Raw genomic sequence first — 15,463 nt, 5'->3', positions numbered from 1 at the left:
AGATTCTAATTAATTTTAACCGTAACATTTGCTTTTGAAACAATCTGATGACCATGATAAATATCATAATCAATAATAGCTGAGCGTCTCGTGTGGTGAATAATACGAGCCTGAATCCGCAGAGTATCATCTATCTGTACAGCCTGCAAGAAATAAATCAACATCTGTTCAATGATGAGATTACGTCCGCTATTGACAACGAGGTCTTGGGTCATATGGTTGAGAATTTCAGCCAAGACTCCATTAGCAAGGACACCATTTTTCTCCAACATGAAGGGCTCAACAGTTATGACGACTTCATCATGATGGTAAGAGAGTTTTTGTCCAATTTGCTCTGAAAAAGTCGGCAAAGCAGAAACCTGAGAACGGCTCATCTTTTCCATGACATCTCGTCGTGTTACAACACCGAGTAGGGTTTGGTTGCTTCTGACTACCGGAACCATCTCAAAGTCTTCTGCAATCATTCGTTGACTGACATTGGCAATATTGGTCGCCAATCCTGTTACGAAGATGCTGCGCGTCATCACCTTGTCAATCGTCGTGCTGGGAGACTTGTCTCCTGCGTCACGCATAGTAACAACCCCAACAACCACTTGGTGTTGGTTAACAACTGGAAAACGGCTACTTCTGTTCTTACGAACCAAGTCTAGATAGTCTTTGACTGTATCGGTTTCTCTCAAAAGACCATACTCATGACTGGGACGATAGAGCTTTTCAACTGTCAGAATATCGGTTTTGATTTGAACGTTTGAGAGAGCTTTGTTAATCATGGTCGCTACTGTAAAAGTGTCATCTTTACTTCTTAGAACTGGAATCCCTTTTTTATTGGCCAACTCAAGAACATCATCCTGAACATAGAAACCACCTGTCACGAGGACCGCATTTTCATTTTCCAAGGCTAGAAGTTGAATACGAGTACGGTCACCTACGATCACAAGACCACCATCATGGAGATAGGACAGGATATTTTGCTCTGTCATGGCCCCAATGGAGAATTTGCTAAACTCTCTCTCCAACCCTTCCTGACCAGCTAAAACTTCAGAGGAGGTGACTTCAGCGATTTCAGCATAGGTTAGCCGTTCAATAGCCACTTTCTTTGGCTTAACTCGTATGGTTCCACTACGTGGCCGAGTTTCAACGATGCCACGATTTTCAGCTTCTTTGATAGCTCGGTAGGCGGTTCCATCACTAACACCTAGGTGATTAGAGATACTGCGAACACTAACTCTCTTCCCAATTGGCAACTCTTCCAGATAGGACAAAATTTCCTGGTGTTTACTCATTGAATTCTCCTTTTATGTATCGAAATTCAAGATAGTCCCTCATTTTTCGTGTATAGCGATCGCTCCCCTTAAACTGTCGTACGAGACTAAAGCCCGATTTTAAGGCTACTTTTTGACTAGCTTGATTCTCCAAATGAGTGATGATGGATAATTGTTTTAAACCAAATTCTTCAAAGGAAAGCTGACAAAGCTTGGTAACCACTTCTGTCATAAAACCTTGTGACCAAGAATCTTTTTTTAAGAAGTAACCAATTTCTGCTTCTTTTTTGATTTCATCGATTTTTTCAAATTTAATGGAGCCAATCATTTCCTGATTTCCTTGGAGACAAATAGCCCAAACACCTAGAGGAGTCTTCATAAAATAGTTGGCAAGCGCGTATTGACTTTCTTCTAAACTTGATTGACTGGGAAAAATAAACTGCAAATTTTCAGGATTGGAAGCAATCTCGTAAAATGCTTGACTGTCACTAAAAAAGAAAGGACGCAAATACAAGCGCTCCGTTTCAAAAAAAGAAAACATTGCTAATTTGGTCCAAATATTCATAATCACCTCAACGGTTTAGTCTTCAACGAGTGTAATATCTGCTCCAAGACTACGCAATTTCTCAATAATATCTGAGTAGCCTCGCAGGATAAACTCAATATTTGTAATTTCAGTTTTACCTTCAGCCATCAAACCAGCAATAACAAGCGCTGCACCAGCTCGCAAGTCTGTAGCTTTTACGCTTGCCCCATGCAACCTACGACCACCGTTGTAGATAATATGATCATTCGTAGTCGTAATATCCGCATCCATTTTTGCTAATTCAAAAACATGGTTAACACGTTTTTCATAGATCGTATCAATAATAGTTCCACGACCTTGAGCAGTCAGCAATAGCGGAGTTATAGGCTGTTGCAAATCGGTTGCAAATCCAGGATAAGGAGCTGTTTTGATATTGATGGCCTTCAAATCAGACTGTTCTTCAACGAAGATACTGTCTTCTGAGACTGTCATATGAACGCCCATTTCCTCTAGTTTGGCGATAAACCCTTCTAAGTGCTCATAGAGAACGTTGTTAATGCGAATTCCTTTTCCTACCGCTGCAGCAAGTGAAATATAGGTTCCAGCTTCGATACGGTCTGGAATGACTTGGTGACGCGTTCCATGAAGTTTCTCAACACCATCAATAATGATAATATCAGTCCCTGCACCACGAATGTGGGCCCCCATGTTGTTCAAAAGGGTAGCAACATCGATAATTTCCGGTTCACGAGCCGCATTTTCAATGACAGTGCGTCCCTTAGCTTTAACCGCAGCAATCATAGTGTTAATCGTTGCACCAACGCTGACGGTATCCATGTAAATACTTGCTCCGTGAAGTCCCTTACCTTGGGCAGATAAATTCATATTATCTCCCTCATAGCTGACCTTAGCACCCATGGCTTCAAAGGCTTTCAAGTGAAGGTCAATCGGACGAGGCCCCAGATCACATCCACCAGGAAGTCCAACTGTAGCTTCACCAAAGCGACCTAAAAGACTTCCGTAGAAATAATAAGAAGCACGCAAGCTATTAATCTTACCATAAGGCATAGGAATGTTTTGAACGCCTCTTGGATCAATCTCCAAGACATCGTCATAACGATTAACAGTTGCCCCCATAATCTCCATGATTTCGACAAGACTAGCAACGTCTGAAATGTCTGGAACACAATCTAAAGTGACAATATCATCTGATAAGATAATAGCTGGAATAAGTGCTACAACACTATTTTTAGCACCACTAATGGTGATCTCACCTTGCAATGGACGTCCACCATTGATGACAATTTTTCTCATGTTTTACTCTTTCAAAATTTACTAAAAAGGTCTTTTCGTTCTATTATACCATAATTTTCATTTTTTTCCCATTCCTATTGATTAAACATTCCATTTCGATAAAAAAAGACCTATCACACAAGCGATAAAGCTTGATATGATAGGCTTTGTAATGTTAGATTAGCGTACAGTGCGGATGCGCATTGTGTTTGTACGAACAGCTTCTCCAACTGGCACACCTGCAACGATAACGATATCGTCACCAGATTGTACAAGACCTGCTTCAACTGCTTTACGTTCAGCGATTTCAAACATATCGTCAGTTGATGATGGAGCATCTGTCAACATTGGGATAACACCCCAGTTCAACATCAATCCACGTTCTGTCAATTCGTCAAATGTCAATGCCAAGATATCAGCATTTGGACGGTATTTAGAAATCAAACGTGCTGTGTGACCTGTCTTAGTAAGAGTTACAACCAATTTGATATCCATTGAGTTAGTAGCGTCTTTAACAGCTGAAGCCATAACTTCTGTCTTAGAGTTACGTTCGAAAGTATCTGAGTTCAAACGTCCGTATTCATTAAGAAGAGTTTGAGCGTTCTTGTCAATTGTAGCCATTGTTGTTACTGACTCAAGTGGGTATTTACCATTTGCAGACTCACCTGAAAGCATTGTTGCGTCAGTTCCGTCGATAACAGCGTTAAATACGTCTGATACTTCTGAACGAGTTGCACGTGGTTTTTCAGTCATTGTTTCAAGCATGTTTGTTGCTGTGATAACAACTTTGCCTGCCGCGTTCACTTTAGTAATGATCATTTTTTGGTAAACTGGAACCATTTCAAATGGTACTTCAATACCCATGTCACCACGAGCGATCATGATACCGTCAGCAGCTTCAATGATTTCATCCAAGTTATCGATACCTTGTTGGTTTTCGATTTTAGCGAACAATTGAACATGACCATTACCAGTTTCTTCACAGATTGCACGAACTTCGTTAACGTCTTTTGCAGTACGTACGAATGAAATCGCGATGAAGTTAATACCTTGTTCAAGACCAAAGCGGATATCATCGTTATCACGTTCAGCAAGAGCTGGGAAAGGAATTTTAGTGTTAGGGATGTTTACACCTTTTTGTTTAGCGATCACACCGTCATTTTCCACTTCAACTACAAATTCACGAGTTGCATCGTCTTTTTCTACAACGCGAAGACCAAGTTTACCATCGTCAACCAATACTTGGCGACCAACTTCAACGTCATCATAGATATCAAGAGCACCAGCAACGTTCAAAGCAATCACTTCACGAGTTGATTTGATTCCTTGTTTAGTTGCAACACGGATTTTTTCACCAGTTTTGTATGAGTACTCTTTAGCTTCACCTTCGAACAATTCAGTACGGATTTCTGGTCCTTTAGTATCAAGAAGGAAACCAACTTTTTTACCTGCAAGTTTTTCTGCAAGTTTAACAGTTGCCATACGTTCACCTTGTTCTTGGTGGTCACCGTGTGAGAAGTTGAAACGGAAAGTGTTAGCTCCTGCTTCAATCAATTTAGCAATGTTTTTTGCTGAAGCTTCAACGTCAAGTTTTTCACCCCAGTATCCGTCATCACCGAATTTCTTTCCACCACGGATTTCAACCGCAGGACCCAAAGTTGCAACGATTTTTACACGTTTATTCATGATTTGTGACTCCTTTATATAATTTGACCTTTTATGGTCATTTTACCAGATTAGTTAAAGTTGATTATGACAAGCTCTTATTCAAGCTAGCAAGTTCAAGGTCAGCTTTGTGAGGGTTGTTAACAACGATTTTGCCATCAGCTGTCAGGCTGAACAAGGCTCCTTCTTCTGCTGTTCCAAGAATTGGGTTTTCAACCATTTTTTCGTTACGGATACCAACAGCGACACCACCGATTCCTTGTTTGAGAAGTTTAACAGCGTGTGCTCCCATACGTGACGCTAATACACGGTCACGAGCGGTTGGTGAACCACCACGTTGGATATGTCCAAGCTCAGTCACACGAAGGTCACTAGTATCTCCTGCTTCCTTGAGTTTCTTACCGAATTCATCGGCTGACATAACTCCCTCGGCCAAAACGATGATGTTGTGTTTTTTACCACATTCATAACCAGCTTTGATACTAGCTACGATATCTTCCATCTTGAAGCCTTCTTCAGGGATAATGATTTCATCAGCACCAGTTGCAATACCTGCCCAAAGTGCGATATCACCAGCATTACGTCCCATTACTTCAACAACGAAAGTACGACGGTGACTTGATGATGTATCACGAATTTTATCGATTGCATCCATTGCAGTAGTAACTGCAGTATCAAATCCGATTGTGAAGTCAGTACCTACGATATCGTTATCGATTGTACCTGGAAGCCCAATAGCAGGGAATCCATGCTCAGTCAAGCGCATAGCTCCGTGATAAGAACCATCACCACCGATAACAACGACACCTTCGATACCGTGTTTTTTCAACTGCTCAATCCCTTTAAGTTGACCTTCAAGTTGTGCAAACTCAGGGTAACGAGCAGAGTGAAGGAAAGTACCACCACGTGAAATGATGTCTCCTACTGAAGCAGCATCAAGTGGATAAATTTCTCCGGCAACCATACCAGCGTATCCATCATAGATACCAAATACTTCCATTCCTTCTGAGATTGCTTGGCGAACTACTGCACGGATGGCAGCATTCATACCAGGGGCGTCTCCACCACTGGTCAAAACAGCAATACGTTTCATTTGGTTTTTGCTCCTTTTCCTTTTAACATTCTTACTGATTATACCACATTTAAATCGAAAATTCTTCTATTTTTCGTATTTTTAGCGATAAATCGTTTTCATGGTAATTTCCTTTAATTTCTCCTGTAAAGCAGGCTCTTTTTTTACAAAATGCCGTGTAGAAACAACCGTTTTTTGCTCCTCTTCACACCTGATAATGACAGGAATTGGGCCTTTGTATTGTTCTAGGATATTTGAAATCTCTTTATCGTATTCATGATTTTTAACTTGGATCCAGAATCGTTCCGCCACTGCTTCTTTCAAATCTTGTGCAATCATTTGCAGACGACCATCTCGAGATTGAACCTTCCCATTGATATAGTAAAATTTCCCTTCGGAGAGGATAGAGGAGAATTTTCTATATTGGTCTGAAAATACAGTCACATCCATCCGAGACTTACTATCATGAACCTGTAGAAAGGCCATGTTCTCGCCCTTCTTGGTTCGAATCACTTTTAGTTTTTGCAATTCAACTAGGAGAGTAGCTTGAGCTCCCTCAGTAAGATTAGCAATTGACACCGTCGGATAAATGGCTTGTTTGGCAAGAGTTTGGAGAGGATGGGTACTGATACCTACCCCAATCAGTTCCTGCTCCTTGTAAAATTTCTCTGCCTCAGTAAAATCATCAGCTTCAGTCCAACTATAATTTGTATCCGCAAAGAGTCCACCTAACTCCTCAACAAAAACAAATAAGTTTGGTAGGTTCACTAAGACTTTCTGACGATTCTTGTCAAATTCATCAAAAAGCCCTAATTCAACCAAAGGAGTCAAAAGAGACAGTTTCTTGTAATTCTTGGGAAGACGTGTGACGAAATCTTCCACACTTGAAAAAGGACGATTTTCGATGATCCAGTAAGAGAAATCTCTTGGCATGCCCTTAATGGCTTTTAGACCAAGATAGATTTTCTTCTGAGCAATCTTATCGTGATAGGGAATGCTATTGATTACTAACGGGGCTACTTCAAAGCCCATCTGCAATGCATCTACAATGTAATCGCTACTGGAATAATTCAACATGACTTGGAAGAAAATAGCAGGATAATGCGTCTTGAAATAAGCTAGCTGGAAAGCCAGAGCTGAGTAGGCATAGGCGTGGGATCTGTTAAATCCATAGCCTGCAAATTTTTCCATCACTGCAAAGACTTGGTTGGCTTTTTCTTCTGTATGCCCCAATTTCATAGCTCCCGTGATAAAATCTTCCTTCATCAAATGCATCTCTTTAGCATTTTTCTTACCCATGGCTCGTCTGAGAATATCAGCTTTACCAAGACTGAAGCCTCCAAATCGCTGAGCTACCTGCATGACCTGCTCTTGATAGAGCATGATACCATAAGTTGATGACAGAATGTCCTCCAAGGTAGGATCTAGTACTGTCACTTTTTCTTTGCCATGCTTACGAGCGACAAAGTTATCAATGTAATCACTAGCACCTGGTCTGTTGAGCGAGGTTGTGGCTACTACCTCCTCAAAGACTTGTGGCTGAACTCGTTTCAAGAGTCTAATGGCACCAGGTTGTTCAAACTGGAAAATCCCCTTGGTATTTCCAGCAGCAAAGAGGGCAAGAGTTTCCTTGTCTTCCAAATCAATCTCTTCGATTTTCAGGTGAACACCCTCTGACTCAGCAAGTAATTCCTGCATTTTTTGGACAAAAGTCAAGTTACGCAGACCTAGAAAATCCATTTTTAAAAGGCCATTAGCTTCAACTGCATGTGCATCATATTGGGTGATCAGCATATCCTCACCGTATTTGAGCGGGATATAGTCTGTCAGATCTTGGTCACTCATAACGACCCCAGCGGCATGGATAGAGGTCTGACGAGGATACCCTTCAATCTTTCGAGCAATCTCAAAAGCTTTTTGGTATTCAATCTTGCTATTGATAATCTGCCTAAACTGCAAATTCTTTTCATAGGCTGTCGTTAGCGTATCTCGAAAACTGATTTTTTTCGTAATGTTGGTTAATTCGTACTCTGGAACACCATAACGTTTGAAAACATCACGAATTGCCTGTTTTGCTCCAAAGGTCGAATAAGTGACAATCTGTGCCACATGTTGACTACCATACCGATCACGAACATAGCGAATGAACTCCGGCCTATAGAGGTCAGGGATGTCGATATCGATATCGGGCATGGTGTAGCGCTCACGATTTAAAAAGCGTTCGAAAATCAAGTTCTTTTCAACCGGGTTGATTCCTGTAATATCCAGTGAGTAAGCCACCAGACTACCAACCGCAGAACCACGCCCCATTCCCATATAATATCCTTGGGAACGTCCAAAACGGAGCAAATCCCAAACTACAAGGAAATAGTCGTCAAAGCCCATATCATGAATCACAGCTAATTCTTCATTTAGTCGCTCACGATAGAGAGCCGAGGTTAGCCCCTTGTCACTCAAGCCTTGCTCAGCCCTCGCTCGAAGTTCTTCTACTGCTGGTCTTTCAGGATTAAAGCGAGGAAGTTTTAAACTTGGGTCGATTTGATAGCTTACATTCTCTATCAAATCCTGGAGATTGGCAAGCGCCTGAGGGAAGCGATTCATAAAACGTGCTTCCAAGTCTGAGGCAGGTAGAAATATTCCTTGTTGTGAATGCAGATCCACTTCTCTTAGGCTGACATTATCCTTGACTGCTGACAAGATTTGTAAAACTTGGATATCTTCTTTTTCAAAAGAGTTGACTTGATACAGTGGAAGAATGGATCTAGTAAAGACTTCTTGAGGAGTATCTGGACTGACACCGATATAATAGTCATAGCCTAAATCTAACTGTTCGACCCCATTAAAATAGGGAACAATAATAGCAACATCTTCGAGGTGGGAGGTGAAGTCAGACCAATTTTTCCGTCCAGTCATTTTTAAAGTGGATAACTTCATCAACTCTTGATAGCCTTTAGTAGATAGGGCTAGAAAACGGAGAGGAATACTCTTCTCATCTTTGATCAAGGTCATTTCTAGACCAATTAAAGGTCGAATGCCATGCTTACGAGTCACTTCTAGAAAATGATAGGCTCCATAGAGATTATCCACATCCATAATAGCAAGGTGAGAATAGCCGTATTCTTTAGCCATTTGTACGTATTTTTCAATCGAAACCATACTTTCCATAAAACTATAAACAGTCTTGGTATCGAGCTGTGCAATCATTTCTTCTCCTCCTTGCTCTCGTTTTACTACTATTATACCATTTAAAGTTGGATATTGAAGCTACTCGGATGCTTTCTTTTCAACATCAGCATTTACACCCTCTCCGTCTTTCTTCCCTTTAATTTTTAATATTATAAGATGGATTTGAATATCATTTTAGACATTTTTATACTAAGTAAAGTATAATAAAGCCGGACTCTATATGCAATTTCACATATAAAAAATTCTAAGAAAGGGCTTTTTATTATAGTATTTATTCACCATTTTATAATAACTTACTAAACAGGTATTCCGCTCCACGAAATTTCTTGCATTAAAGTTTATTTATTCCATTTTTCCTTATTTTTTGATATAATAAATTCAGTCTGTTTTCAAAGGAGAGAACCATGCGTTTTAATCAATTTAGCTATCTTCCGACCACTAGTTCTCAACAATTAGATGAACTAGCAAGTCTTGATCTGGAATTGTCACCTCAACTGCCCTTAAAAAAGCAATTTGAAGACTTCATCCGATGGAGTTTTTTCACTTATTCTAACACGGATTATGCCTTATCCACTTTGGCCGCGGATAACGAAACAGATCTATTAACTTTTTTCCAATCAGAGCGTGAATTAACTGCTGATGTTTTCTACACTGTAGTTTTTCAACTTTTAGGGTTTAACTATCTTGTTGACTTTGAGGACGCCGAACAATTCCGTAAAGAAACTGGATTTCCTATTGTTTATGGAGATCTCATCGAAAATCTTTATCAGTTACTCAATACGCGAACGAAAAAAGGAAATACGCTCATCGACCAACTTGTTAGTGACGGACTCATTTCAGAAGACAATCACTACCACTACTTTAACGGTAAGAGCTTGGCGACCTTCTCTACTCATGATGTCATTCGTGAAGTCGTGTATGTCGAGAGTCGTGTGGATACTGATAAAGATGGTCTCCCTGACTTAGTCAAGGTCAGCATTATTCGCCCGCGTTATGATGGGCAAATTCCTTCAGTTATGACTGCCAGCCCTTATCACCAAGGAACCAACGTCAAAGCTAGCGATAAAGCTCTCTACAAAATGGAAGGGGAGCTTGAGGTCAAACCTGCCCACACCATCCAGCTTGAGGAGCCTAAGCTGAATTTAGTCGAGCCTCTCGGTCAAGCTGAACTCGTCTCTGAAACTGAAGAAAAGCTATCTCATATCAATAGCTCATATACTCTAAATGACTACTTCCTCCCACGAGGATTTGCCAATCTCTATGTATCGGGTGTTGGTACCAGGGATTCCCAAGGTCTCATGACCAATGGGGACTACCAGCAAATTGAAGCATATAAAAATGTAATTGACTGGCTTAATGGTCGTTGCCGTGCTTTCACGGATCACACGCGCAAACGGCAAGTCAAGGCTGATTGGTCAAACGGTAAAGTCGCAACAACAGGTATTTCCTATCTAGGGACCATGTCCAATGGACTTGCGACCACTGGTGTTGATGGCTTAGAGGTCATCATCGCAGAAGCAGGTATTTCCTCATGGTACAACTACTATCGGGAAAATGGTTTGGTGACCAGCCCAGGTGGTTATCCAGGTGAGGATTTTGACTCACTTGCTGAATTGACCTACTCCCGCAACCTCCAAGCTGGTGACTATATTCGTGGCAATGAAGCTCATCAGGCAGACTTAGAGAAGGTAAAAAAACAATTAGATCGCAAGACTGGTGACTACAACCAGTTTTGGCATGACCGCAACTATCTACTCAATACTCACAAGGTTCAAGCTGAGGTCGTCTTTACGCATGGTTCCCAGGATTGGAATGTCAAACCACTTCACGTTTACCAGATGTTTCATGCCCTTCCTAGCCATATCAATAAGCACCTCTTTTTCCATCATGGTGCCCATGTTTATATGAACAACTGGCAGTCGATCGACTTCCGCGAGTCCATGAATGCCTTGTTAAGTAAGAAATTGTTAGGACTTGACTCAGGCTATCAACTTCCGACTGTTATCTGGCAGGACAATATCGCACCGCAAAGATGGCAAAGTCTTGATAACTTTGGCAAACAGAATAAACTGCATACCTTCTCTCTTGGAGTTGAAGAAAAGGTAATTCAAAACCAGTATGATCAAAAAGATTTTGAGCGTTATGGCAAGACTTACCAGACCTTCAACACAGAACTTTACCAGGGAAAAGCCAATCAAATCACTATTGACCTTCCGGTGACCAATGACATCCACTTAAATGGTCGAGTGGAACTGAAACTTCGTGTCAAATCAAGTACAAACAAGGGCTTATTGTCTGCTCAAGTCCTCCAACTAGGACAACAGAAGTACCTTCAACCCTATCCAGCGGTTCAATCAGTCCGAACCATTGACAATGGTCGTTACCACATGTTAGAAAATCTCTGTGAGCTGCCATTCAACCCAAGTTCCCAACGTGTCATCACCAAAGGCTACCTCAATCTTCAAAACCGAAATGATCTCTTGACAATCGAAGAAATTCAACCAAATGAATGGATGGACTTCAAGCTAGAGCTCCAACCAACTATTTACAAACTTAAAGAAGGAGACACTCTCCGCTTGGTTCTCTACACAACAGACTTTGAGATTACAATTCGAGATAATACAGACTATCACTTGACTGTTGATTTAGCACAGTCTACTATCACTATTCCCTCATAAAAGGAGCTATTAACACTTATGAACAAATCTGAACACAGACACCAACTTATTCGTGCCCTCGTTTCAAAAAACAAAATCCATACCCAAGCGGAATTGCAAGCCTTGTTAGCCGAAAACGATATCCAAGTTACACAGGCAACCTTATCACGCGATATCAAAACCATGAACCTTTCAAAAGTACGAGAAGAAGATAATTCTTACTACGTGTTAAATACAGGCTCTATCTCCAAGTGGGAAAAACGTCTCGAAAATTATATGGAAGATGCTCTTGTTATGTTGCGTCCTGTCCAACACCAAGTTATTTTGAAAACTTTACCCGGTTTAGCCCAATCATTTGGATCTGTAATTGATTCCTTGGACTTTCCAGATGTCATTGCAACGCTTTGTGGAGATGATGTCTGCATGATTATCTGTGAAGATGCTACAAAAGCGCAAGCTTGTTTTGAAAGCCTTAAAAAATACGCACCACCATTTTTCTTTGGCGAATAACACAAATCCCGTGATCAAAAGATCACGGGAATTTTTTATTTCTTGGACTGTGTTTCTTCTTTCTTTGTGCGTGCCAATCGAAGAGCACGTTTAGGGTTGAGACGATTAAACAATTCTTCTAGTTTCTTTTCATTCCACACATCTGCTGCAGAAACAAAATTTCCATCTGCATCTCGGAATGATATCGGTTTATCTCCCATATCAATCTCCTAGTCTACAAATTCAAACTCAAATTTACCGATTCGGACCAAATCACCATCTTTGGCTCCACGCGCACGAAGGGCTTCGTCAACCCCCATACCACGAAGCTGGCGAGCAAATTTCATAACTGATTCGTCACGGTCAAAGTTGGTCATGTTAAAGAGTTTCATGAGTTTTTCACCAGAAAGTACCCATGTCGCATCATCATCACGACTAATCTCAAAGGCTTTTTCTTCCTCATCAAAGCCGTAGTATGCCTCTTCTTCCATATCGGATTCATCATAAATCGGAAATTCTGGAGTCTTGTCTAACAATTCAGCTGTCGCATCCAAAAGTGTAGCCAAACCTTGCTTGGTCAATCCAGAAATAGGGAAGATGGCTGGAAGTTCCTCAAACTCGTCGTAGTTTGCTGCCAACTTTTCCTTGAAGGCTTTAAGATTTTCCTGACTTTCAGGCATATCCATCTTGTTGGCCACAATGATCTGCGGACGTTCCATGAGACGAAGGTTATAGGATTCCAATTCCTTATTGATAGCAAGGTAATCCTCATAAGGATCACGACCTTCGCTAGCAGACATATCGATGACATGGAGGATAACTCGAGTGCGTTCGATATGTCGAAGGAACTGGGTTCCAAGACCAACACCTTGACTGGCACCTTCAATCAAACCTGGAAGGTCTGCTACTGCAAAAGATTCACCTGACTGCGTACGAACCATTCCCAAATTAGGGACAATCGTCGTAAAGTGGTAGGCACCGATTTTGGGTTTGGCTGAAGTGATGACACTGAGCAAAGTTGACTTGCCGACAGATGGGAAACCGACTAGACCAACATCTGCTAAGATTTTCAATTCCAGTTGTAACTCACGTTCTTGACCTGGCTCTCCATTCTCAGAGATTTCAGGTGCAGGATTTTTTGGTGTTGCAAAACGGATATTCCCACGACCACCTCGACCGCCATGAGCCACGATAAATTCTTGACCATGTGCAATCAAGTCTGTAATGACTTTACCTGTTTCTGCATCACGTACAGTAGTTCCCTGTGGCACACGAACACGAAGGTCTTCTGCACCACGTCCGTGCATTCCTTTGGTCATCCCTTTTTCACCGGAATCAGCCTTGAAATGACGGTTATAGCGGAAATCCATCAAGGTACGCAAGCCTTCGTCTACCACGAAAACAACATTACCTCCACGTCCACCATCACCGCCCCAAGGGCCACCATTCGGGACATATTTTTCACGGCGAAAAGCAACCATGCCATCGCCACCATTACCAGCCTTGACCTTGATCTTGGCTGTATCTAAAAACATACTCATATTTCTTCTCACTTTAAAAAGGCTGGGAGAACCCAGTCATTAGTTATTGTTTCTATCCTCTTAGCTTGCTTAGAATCTGCTAAAAGCTCCAAACGCAGTTGCAAAGATACCAGCAAGGGTTACAAACAACATGATGAGCACGACAACAAGTGTCACTTTCTCAAACAATGTTTTTTTACGTTTTCCATTATCTCCAAAAGCCATAACTTCTCCTTTTCACTTTATAATTCTAAATTAATAGTCTGTTGAAACCGGTGCAACCACCCATAAAATGATGTAAGCAAGGATTCCTGCTCCATAACAAAATGCAAGAACACCCCAAACAACACGAACAATTGTTGGGTCAATATCAAAATAATGGGCAACTCCTGCACAGACTCCACCAATTATTTGGTTTTTTCCACTTCGCATTAATTTTTTCATAATATTTTCCTCTTATTCTATTATTTGAATTCATCTTTCCAATAATCTCTGATGCTGGATAATTGCTTCCGAGAAGCCCGCAAAATACGCTTAGACTCTTTTACTGGACTTGTAACAGCCTGTTGGGGTAGATATAAAATCGTTTTCAAAAAGCGCTGACTGACAGGTTTTCCATCATGCAATTCATGTTCAAAGTTATTTGAGATAATGGCATCAAGGTAAAACTCATGTACTCGTTTTCCAAAATTTTCAGCCGAAATTTCGTACAACTTATCCGCCAACTTTTGTTCAGACATATCCGGAGTAGCGATTAAGGCTTCAAGGATGGCCCCTGCTAACTCCTGTTCTCCATAGTAGAGGGTTCCAAACATTTTGTCACTGATCAGGTTATCAAGATAAGGATTGCCATGAGCAATGACGGGCGTTCCACTGGCTAAACTCTCTAGATAAGTTAATCCTTGGGTTTCACTAGTAGAGGCAGAGATGAAGAAATCTGCAGCCTTATAGTATAAGGCTGTCTCACTTGGAGCAATCATCCCTGTAAAAATCACATGTTTTTGCAGGTTTAATTTCACTGCTTGCTCTTTCAGGCTGTCCAGATAAGGACCGTCTCCAGCAACGACCAGCTTTACTTTATCTTCTTCTTTCAATACTTCAGCAAAAGCATCTAGAACTGCTTGGATATTCTTCTCGTAAGAAATACGCGAAAGGCTCAGTAGCATTTTCTCGTCTTCCTGAATACCTAACTTCGAACGAAGTTCTTTCAAGTTTTCCTCTTTAATCTCAGGTCGTTCAAACTTAGCTAGCTCAATTCCGGTTGGAATGACACGTTTTTCAACCTTCACTTTGTATTTAGATAAAAGGTCCCGGACAATCTCGCTAGGACAGATTACTCCATCTACATCACGAAGGAAACCACGTACCAGATATTTTACCATACTTGGACGAATCAACATCCCCTTAGCAATATAATGCACATAGTCTTCGTACTGGGTATGGTAGGTATGGATAACAGGAATTCTCAATTCTCGTGCGATCCAAATCCCTAATAATCCAAGTGAAAATTCTGTCTGGGTATGAATGATATCGAGCTGATACTGCTTGGCGATTTCAAGTGCCTTTGTAAAACCTCGATAGGCAAATCGTCGATCTTTAAATGCAAAGAAAGGAACACTCGGAATTCGAATAATTTGCCAATCCTCGTAGCGGTTCACATCTTTATCTGTTGTTGTAAAGATAAAAACTGCATGGCCTTGCTTCTCAAGCTCTGTCTTCAAGGTTCGAATACTGGTCGCAACCCCGGAAACCTGAGGAAAATAGGTGTCTGTAAATAAACCAATTCGCATAGA

13 protein-coding genes are annotated in these 15,463 nt (G+C 41.1%); 2 read left to right on the top strand and 11 right to left on the bottom strand.

Annotated features, from left to right (window positions below; all coding sequences use genetic code 11):
- Positions 1–5: 5 nt before the first annotated feature.
- From spxR to ATE37_RS00625, 6 genes are all read right to left on the bottom strand, one after another.
- Complete coding sequence (gene spxR / locus ATE37_RS00650) at positions 6–1,283, bottom strand: CBS-HotDog domain-containing transcription factor SpxR (RefSeq protein WP_084867138.1); 1,278 nt, start codon at positions 1,281–1,283, stop codon at positions 6–8.
- Positions 1,276–1,827 carry a GNAT family N-acetyltransferase gene (locus tag ATE37_RS00645; RefSeq protein ID WP_084867137.1) on the bottom strand — a complete coding sequence of 184 codons (552 nt, stop codon included), beginning with the start codon at positions 1,825–1,827 and terminating at the stop codon, positions 1,276–1,278. Before ATE37_RS00645 ends, spxR begins: the two co-directional genes overlap by 8 nt.
- Before the next feature lie 15 nt (positions 1,828–1,842).
- A complete protein-coding gene (murA, locus tag ATE37_RS00640; RefSeq protein WP_084867136.1) occupies positions 1,843–3,102 on the bottom strand; it encodes a UDP-N-acetylglucosamine 1-carboxyvinyltransferase in 1,260 nt (419 codons plus the stop codon).
- Positions 3,103–3,261: 159 nt separating this feature from the next.
- Positions 3,262–4,767: a pyruvate kinase gene (pyk, locus tag ATE37_RS00635; protein ID WP_007521685.1), complete on the bottom strand. Its 1,506-nt coding sequence runs from the start codon at positions 4,765–4,767 to the stop codon at positions 3,262–3,264.
- Between the two features lie 64 nt (positions 4,768–4,831).
- The gene (pfkA, locus tag ATE37_RS00630) at positions 4,832–5,839 is read right to left on the bottom strand and encodes a 6-phosphofructokinase (RefSeq protein WP_000820879.1); all 1,008 of its coding nucleotides are present in this window, start codon (positions 5,837–5,839) and stop codon (positions 4,832–4,834) included.
- A gap of 81 nt (positions 5,840–5,920) precedes the next feature.
- Positions 5,921–9,022 carry a DNA polymerase III subunit alpha gene (locus ATE37_RS00625; protein WP_084867134.1) on the bottom strand — a complete coding sequence of 1,034 codons (3,102 nt, stop codon included), beginning with the start codon at positions 9,020–9,022 and terminating at the stop codon, positions 5,921–5,923.
- Between the two features lie 386 nt (positions 9,023–9,408).
- Between ATE37_RS00625 and ATE37_RS00620 the strand changes: the two genes are divergently transcribed.
- Both ATE37_RS00620 and ATE37_RS00615 read left to right on the top strand, forming a co-directional pair.
- Positions 9,409–11,682 carry a Xaa-Pro dipeptidyl-peptidase gene (locus ATE37_RS00620; protein ID WP_084867132.1) on the top strand — a complete coding sequence of 758 codons (2,274 nt, stop codon included), beginning with the start codon at positions 9,409–9,411 and terminating at the stop codon, positions 11,680–11,682.
- A gap of 18 nt (positions 11,683–11,700) precedes the next feature.
- Complete coding sequence (locus ATE37_RS00615; RefSeq protein ID WP_007519472.1) at positions 11,701–12,171, top strand: arginine repressor; 471 nt, start codon at positions 11,701–11,703, stop codon at positions 12,169–12,171.
- A 35-nt stretch (positions 12,172–12,206) separates the two neighbouring features.
- On the opposite strand, the gene ATE37_RS00610 is transcribed toward ATE37_RS00615, so the two are convergent.
- The 5 genes from ATE37_RS00610 to ATE37_RS00590 all read right to left on the bottom strand — a co-directional run bounded on the left by ATE37_RS00610 (position 12,207) and on the right by ATE37_RS00590 (position 15,460).
- A complete protein-coding gene (locus ATE37_RS00610; RefSeq protein ID WP_000502578.1) occupies positions 12,207–12,371 on the bottom strand; it encodes a hypothetical protein in 165 nt (54 codons plus the stop codon).
- Between the two features lie 9 nt (positions 12,372–12,380).
- Positions 12,381–13,691, bottom strand: coding sequence for a GTPase ObgE (gene obgE / locus ATE37_RS00605; RefSeq protein ID WP_033606545.1), 1,311 nt, complete (start codon positions 13,689–13,691; stop codon positions 12,381–12,383).
- A 69-nt stretch (positions 13,692–13,760) separates the two neighbouring features.
- Positions 13,761–13,895, bottom strand: a complete 135-nt coding sequence (locus tag ATE37_RS00600) for a DUF4044 domain-containing protein (RefSeq protein ID WP_084867130.1) — start codon at positions 13,893–13,895, stop codon at positions 13,761–13,763.
- A gap of 30 nt (positions 13,896–13,925) precedes the next feature.
- Entirely contained in the window at positions 13,926–14,114 is a 189-nt protein-coding gene (locus ATE37_RS00595) for a PspC domain-containing protein (RefSeq protein WP_000735791.1), read from the bottom strand.
- A gap of 20 nt (positions 14,115–14,134) precedes the next feature.
- Positions 14,135–15,460, bottom strand: a complete 1,326-nt coding sequence (locus ATE37_RS00590; RefSeq protein WP_084867128.1) for a glycosyltransferase family 4 protein — start codon at positions 15,458–15,460, stop codon at positions 14,135–14,137.
- Between the last annotated feature and the right edge of the window lie 3 nt (positions 15,461–15,463).

Origin of the sequence: Streptococcus oralis subsp. tigurinus, from assembly GCF_002093575.1 — a bacterium.
In the GTDB taxonomy this organism is placed as follows: domain Bacteria; phylum Bacillota; class Bacilli; order Lactobacillales; family Streptococcaceae; genus Streptococcus; species Streptococcus oralis_CH.
The sequence above is the reverse complement of the archived record's forward strand: the minus strand, read 5'-3'. Positions and strand labels throughout refer to the sequence as shown.

Bases quoted from the DNA above. Each gene is read 5' to 3' on its own strand.
- spxR (WP_084867138.1), bottom strand. From the start codon at position 1,283: ATGAGTAAACACCAGGAAATTTTGTCCTATCTGGAAGAGTTGCCAATT.
- ATE37_RS00590 (WP_084867128.1), bottom strand. From the start codon at position 15,460: ATGCGAATTGGTTTATTTACAGACACCTATTTTCCTCAGGTTTCCGGG.
- ATE37_RS00620 (WP_084867132.1), top strand. From the start codon at position 9,409: ATGCGTTTTAATCAATTTAGCTATCTTCCGACCACTAGTTCTCAACAA.
- pyk (WP_007521685.1), bottom strand. From the start codon at position 4,767: ATGAATAAACGTGTAAAAATCGTTGCAACTTTGGGTCCTGCGGTTGAA.
- ATE37_RS00615 (WP_007519472.1), top strand. From the start codon at position 11,701: ATGAACAAATCTGAACACAGACACCAACTTATTCGTGCCCTCGTTTCA.
- ATE37_RS00610 (WP_000502578.1), bottom strand. From the start codon at position 12,371: ATGGGAGATAAACCGATATCATTCCGAGATGCAGATGGAAATTTTGTT.
- ATE37_RS00595 (WP_000735791.1), bottom strand. From the start codon at position 14,114: ATGAAAAAATTAATGCGAAGTGGAAAAAACCAAATAATTGGTGGAGTC.
- ATE37_RS00645 (WP_084867137.1), bottom strand. From the start codon at position 1,827: ATGAATATTTGGACCAAATTAGCAATGTTTTCTTTTTTTGAAACGGAG.
- murA (WP_084867136.1), bottom strand. From the start codon at position 3,102: ATGAGAAAAATTGTCATCAATGGTGGACGTCCATTGCAAGGTGAGATC.
- pfkA (WP_000820879.1), bottom strand. From the start codon at position 5,839: ATGAAACGTATTGCTGTTTTGACCAGTGGTGGAGACGCCCCTGGTATG.
- obgE (WP_033606545.1), bottom strand. From the start codon at position 13,691: ATGAGTATGTTTTTAGATACAGCCAAGATCAAGGTCAAGGCTGGTAAT.
- ATE37_RS00625 (WP_084867134.1), bottom strand. From the start codon at position 9,022: ATGATTGCACAGCTCGATACCAAGACTGTTTATAGTTTTATGGAAAGT.
- ATE37_RS00600 (WP_084867130.1), bottom strand. From the start codon at position 13,895: ATGGCTTTTGGAGATAATGGAAAACGTAAAAAAACATTGTTTGAGAAA.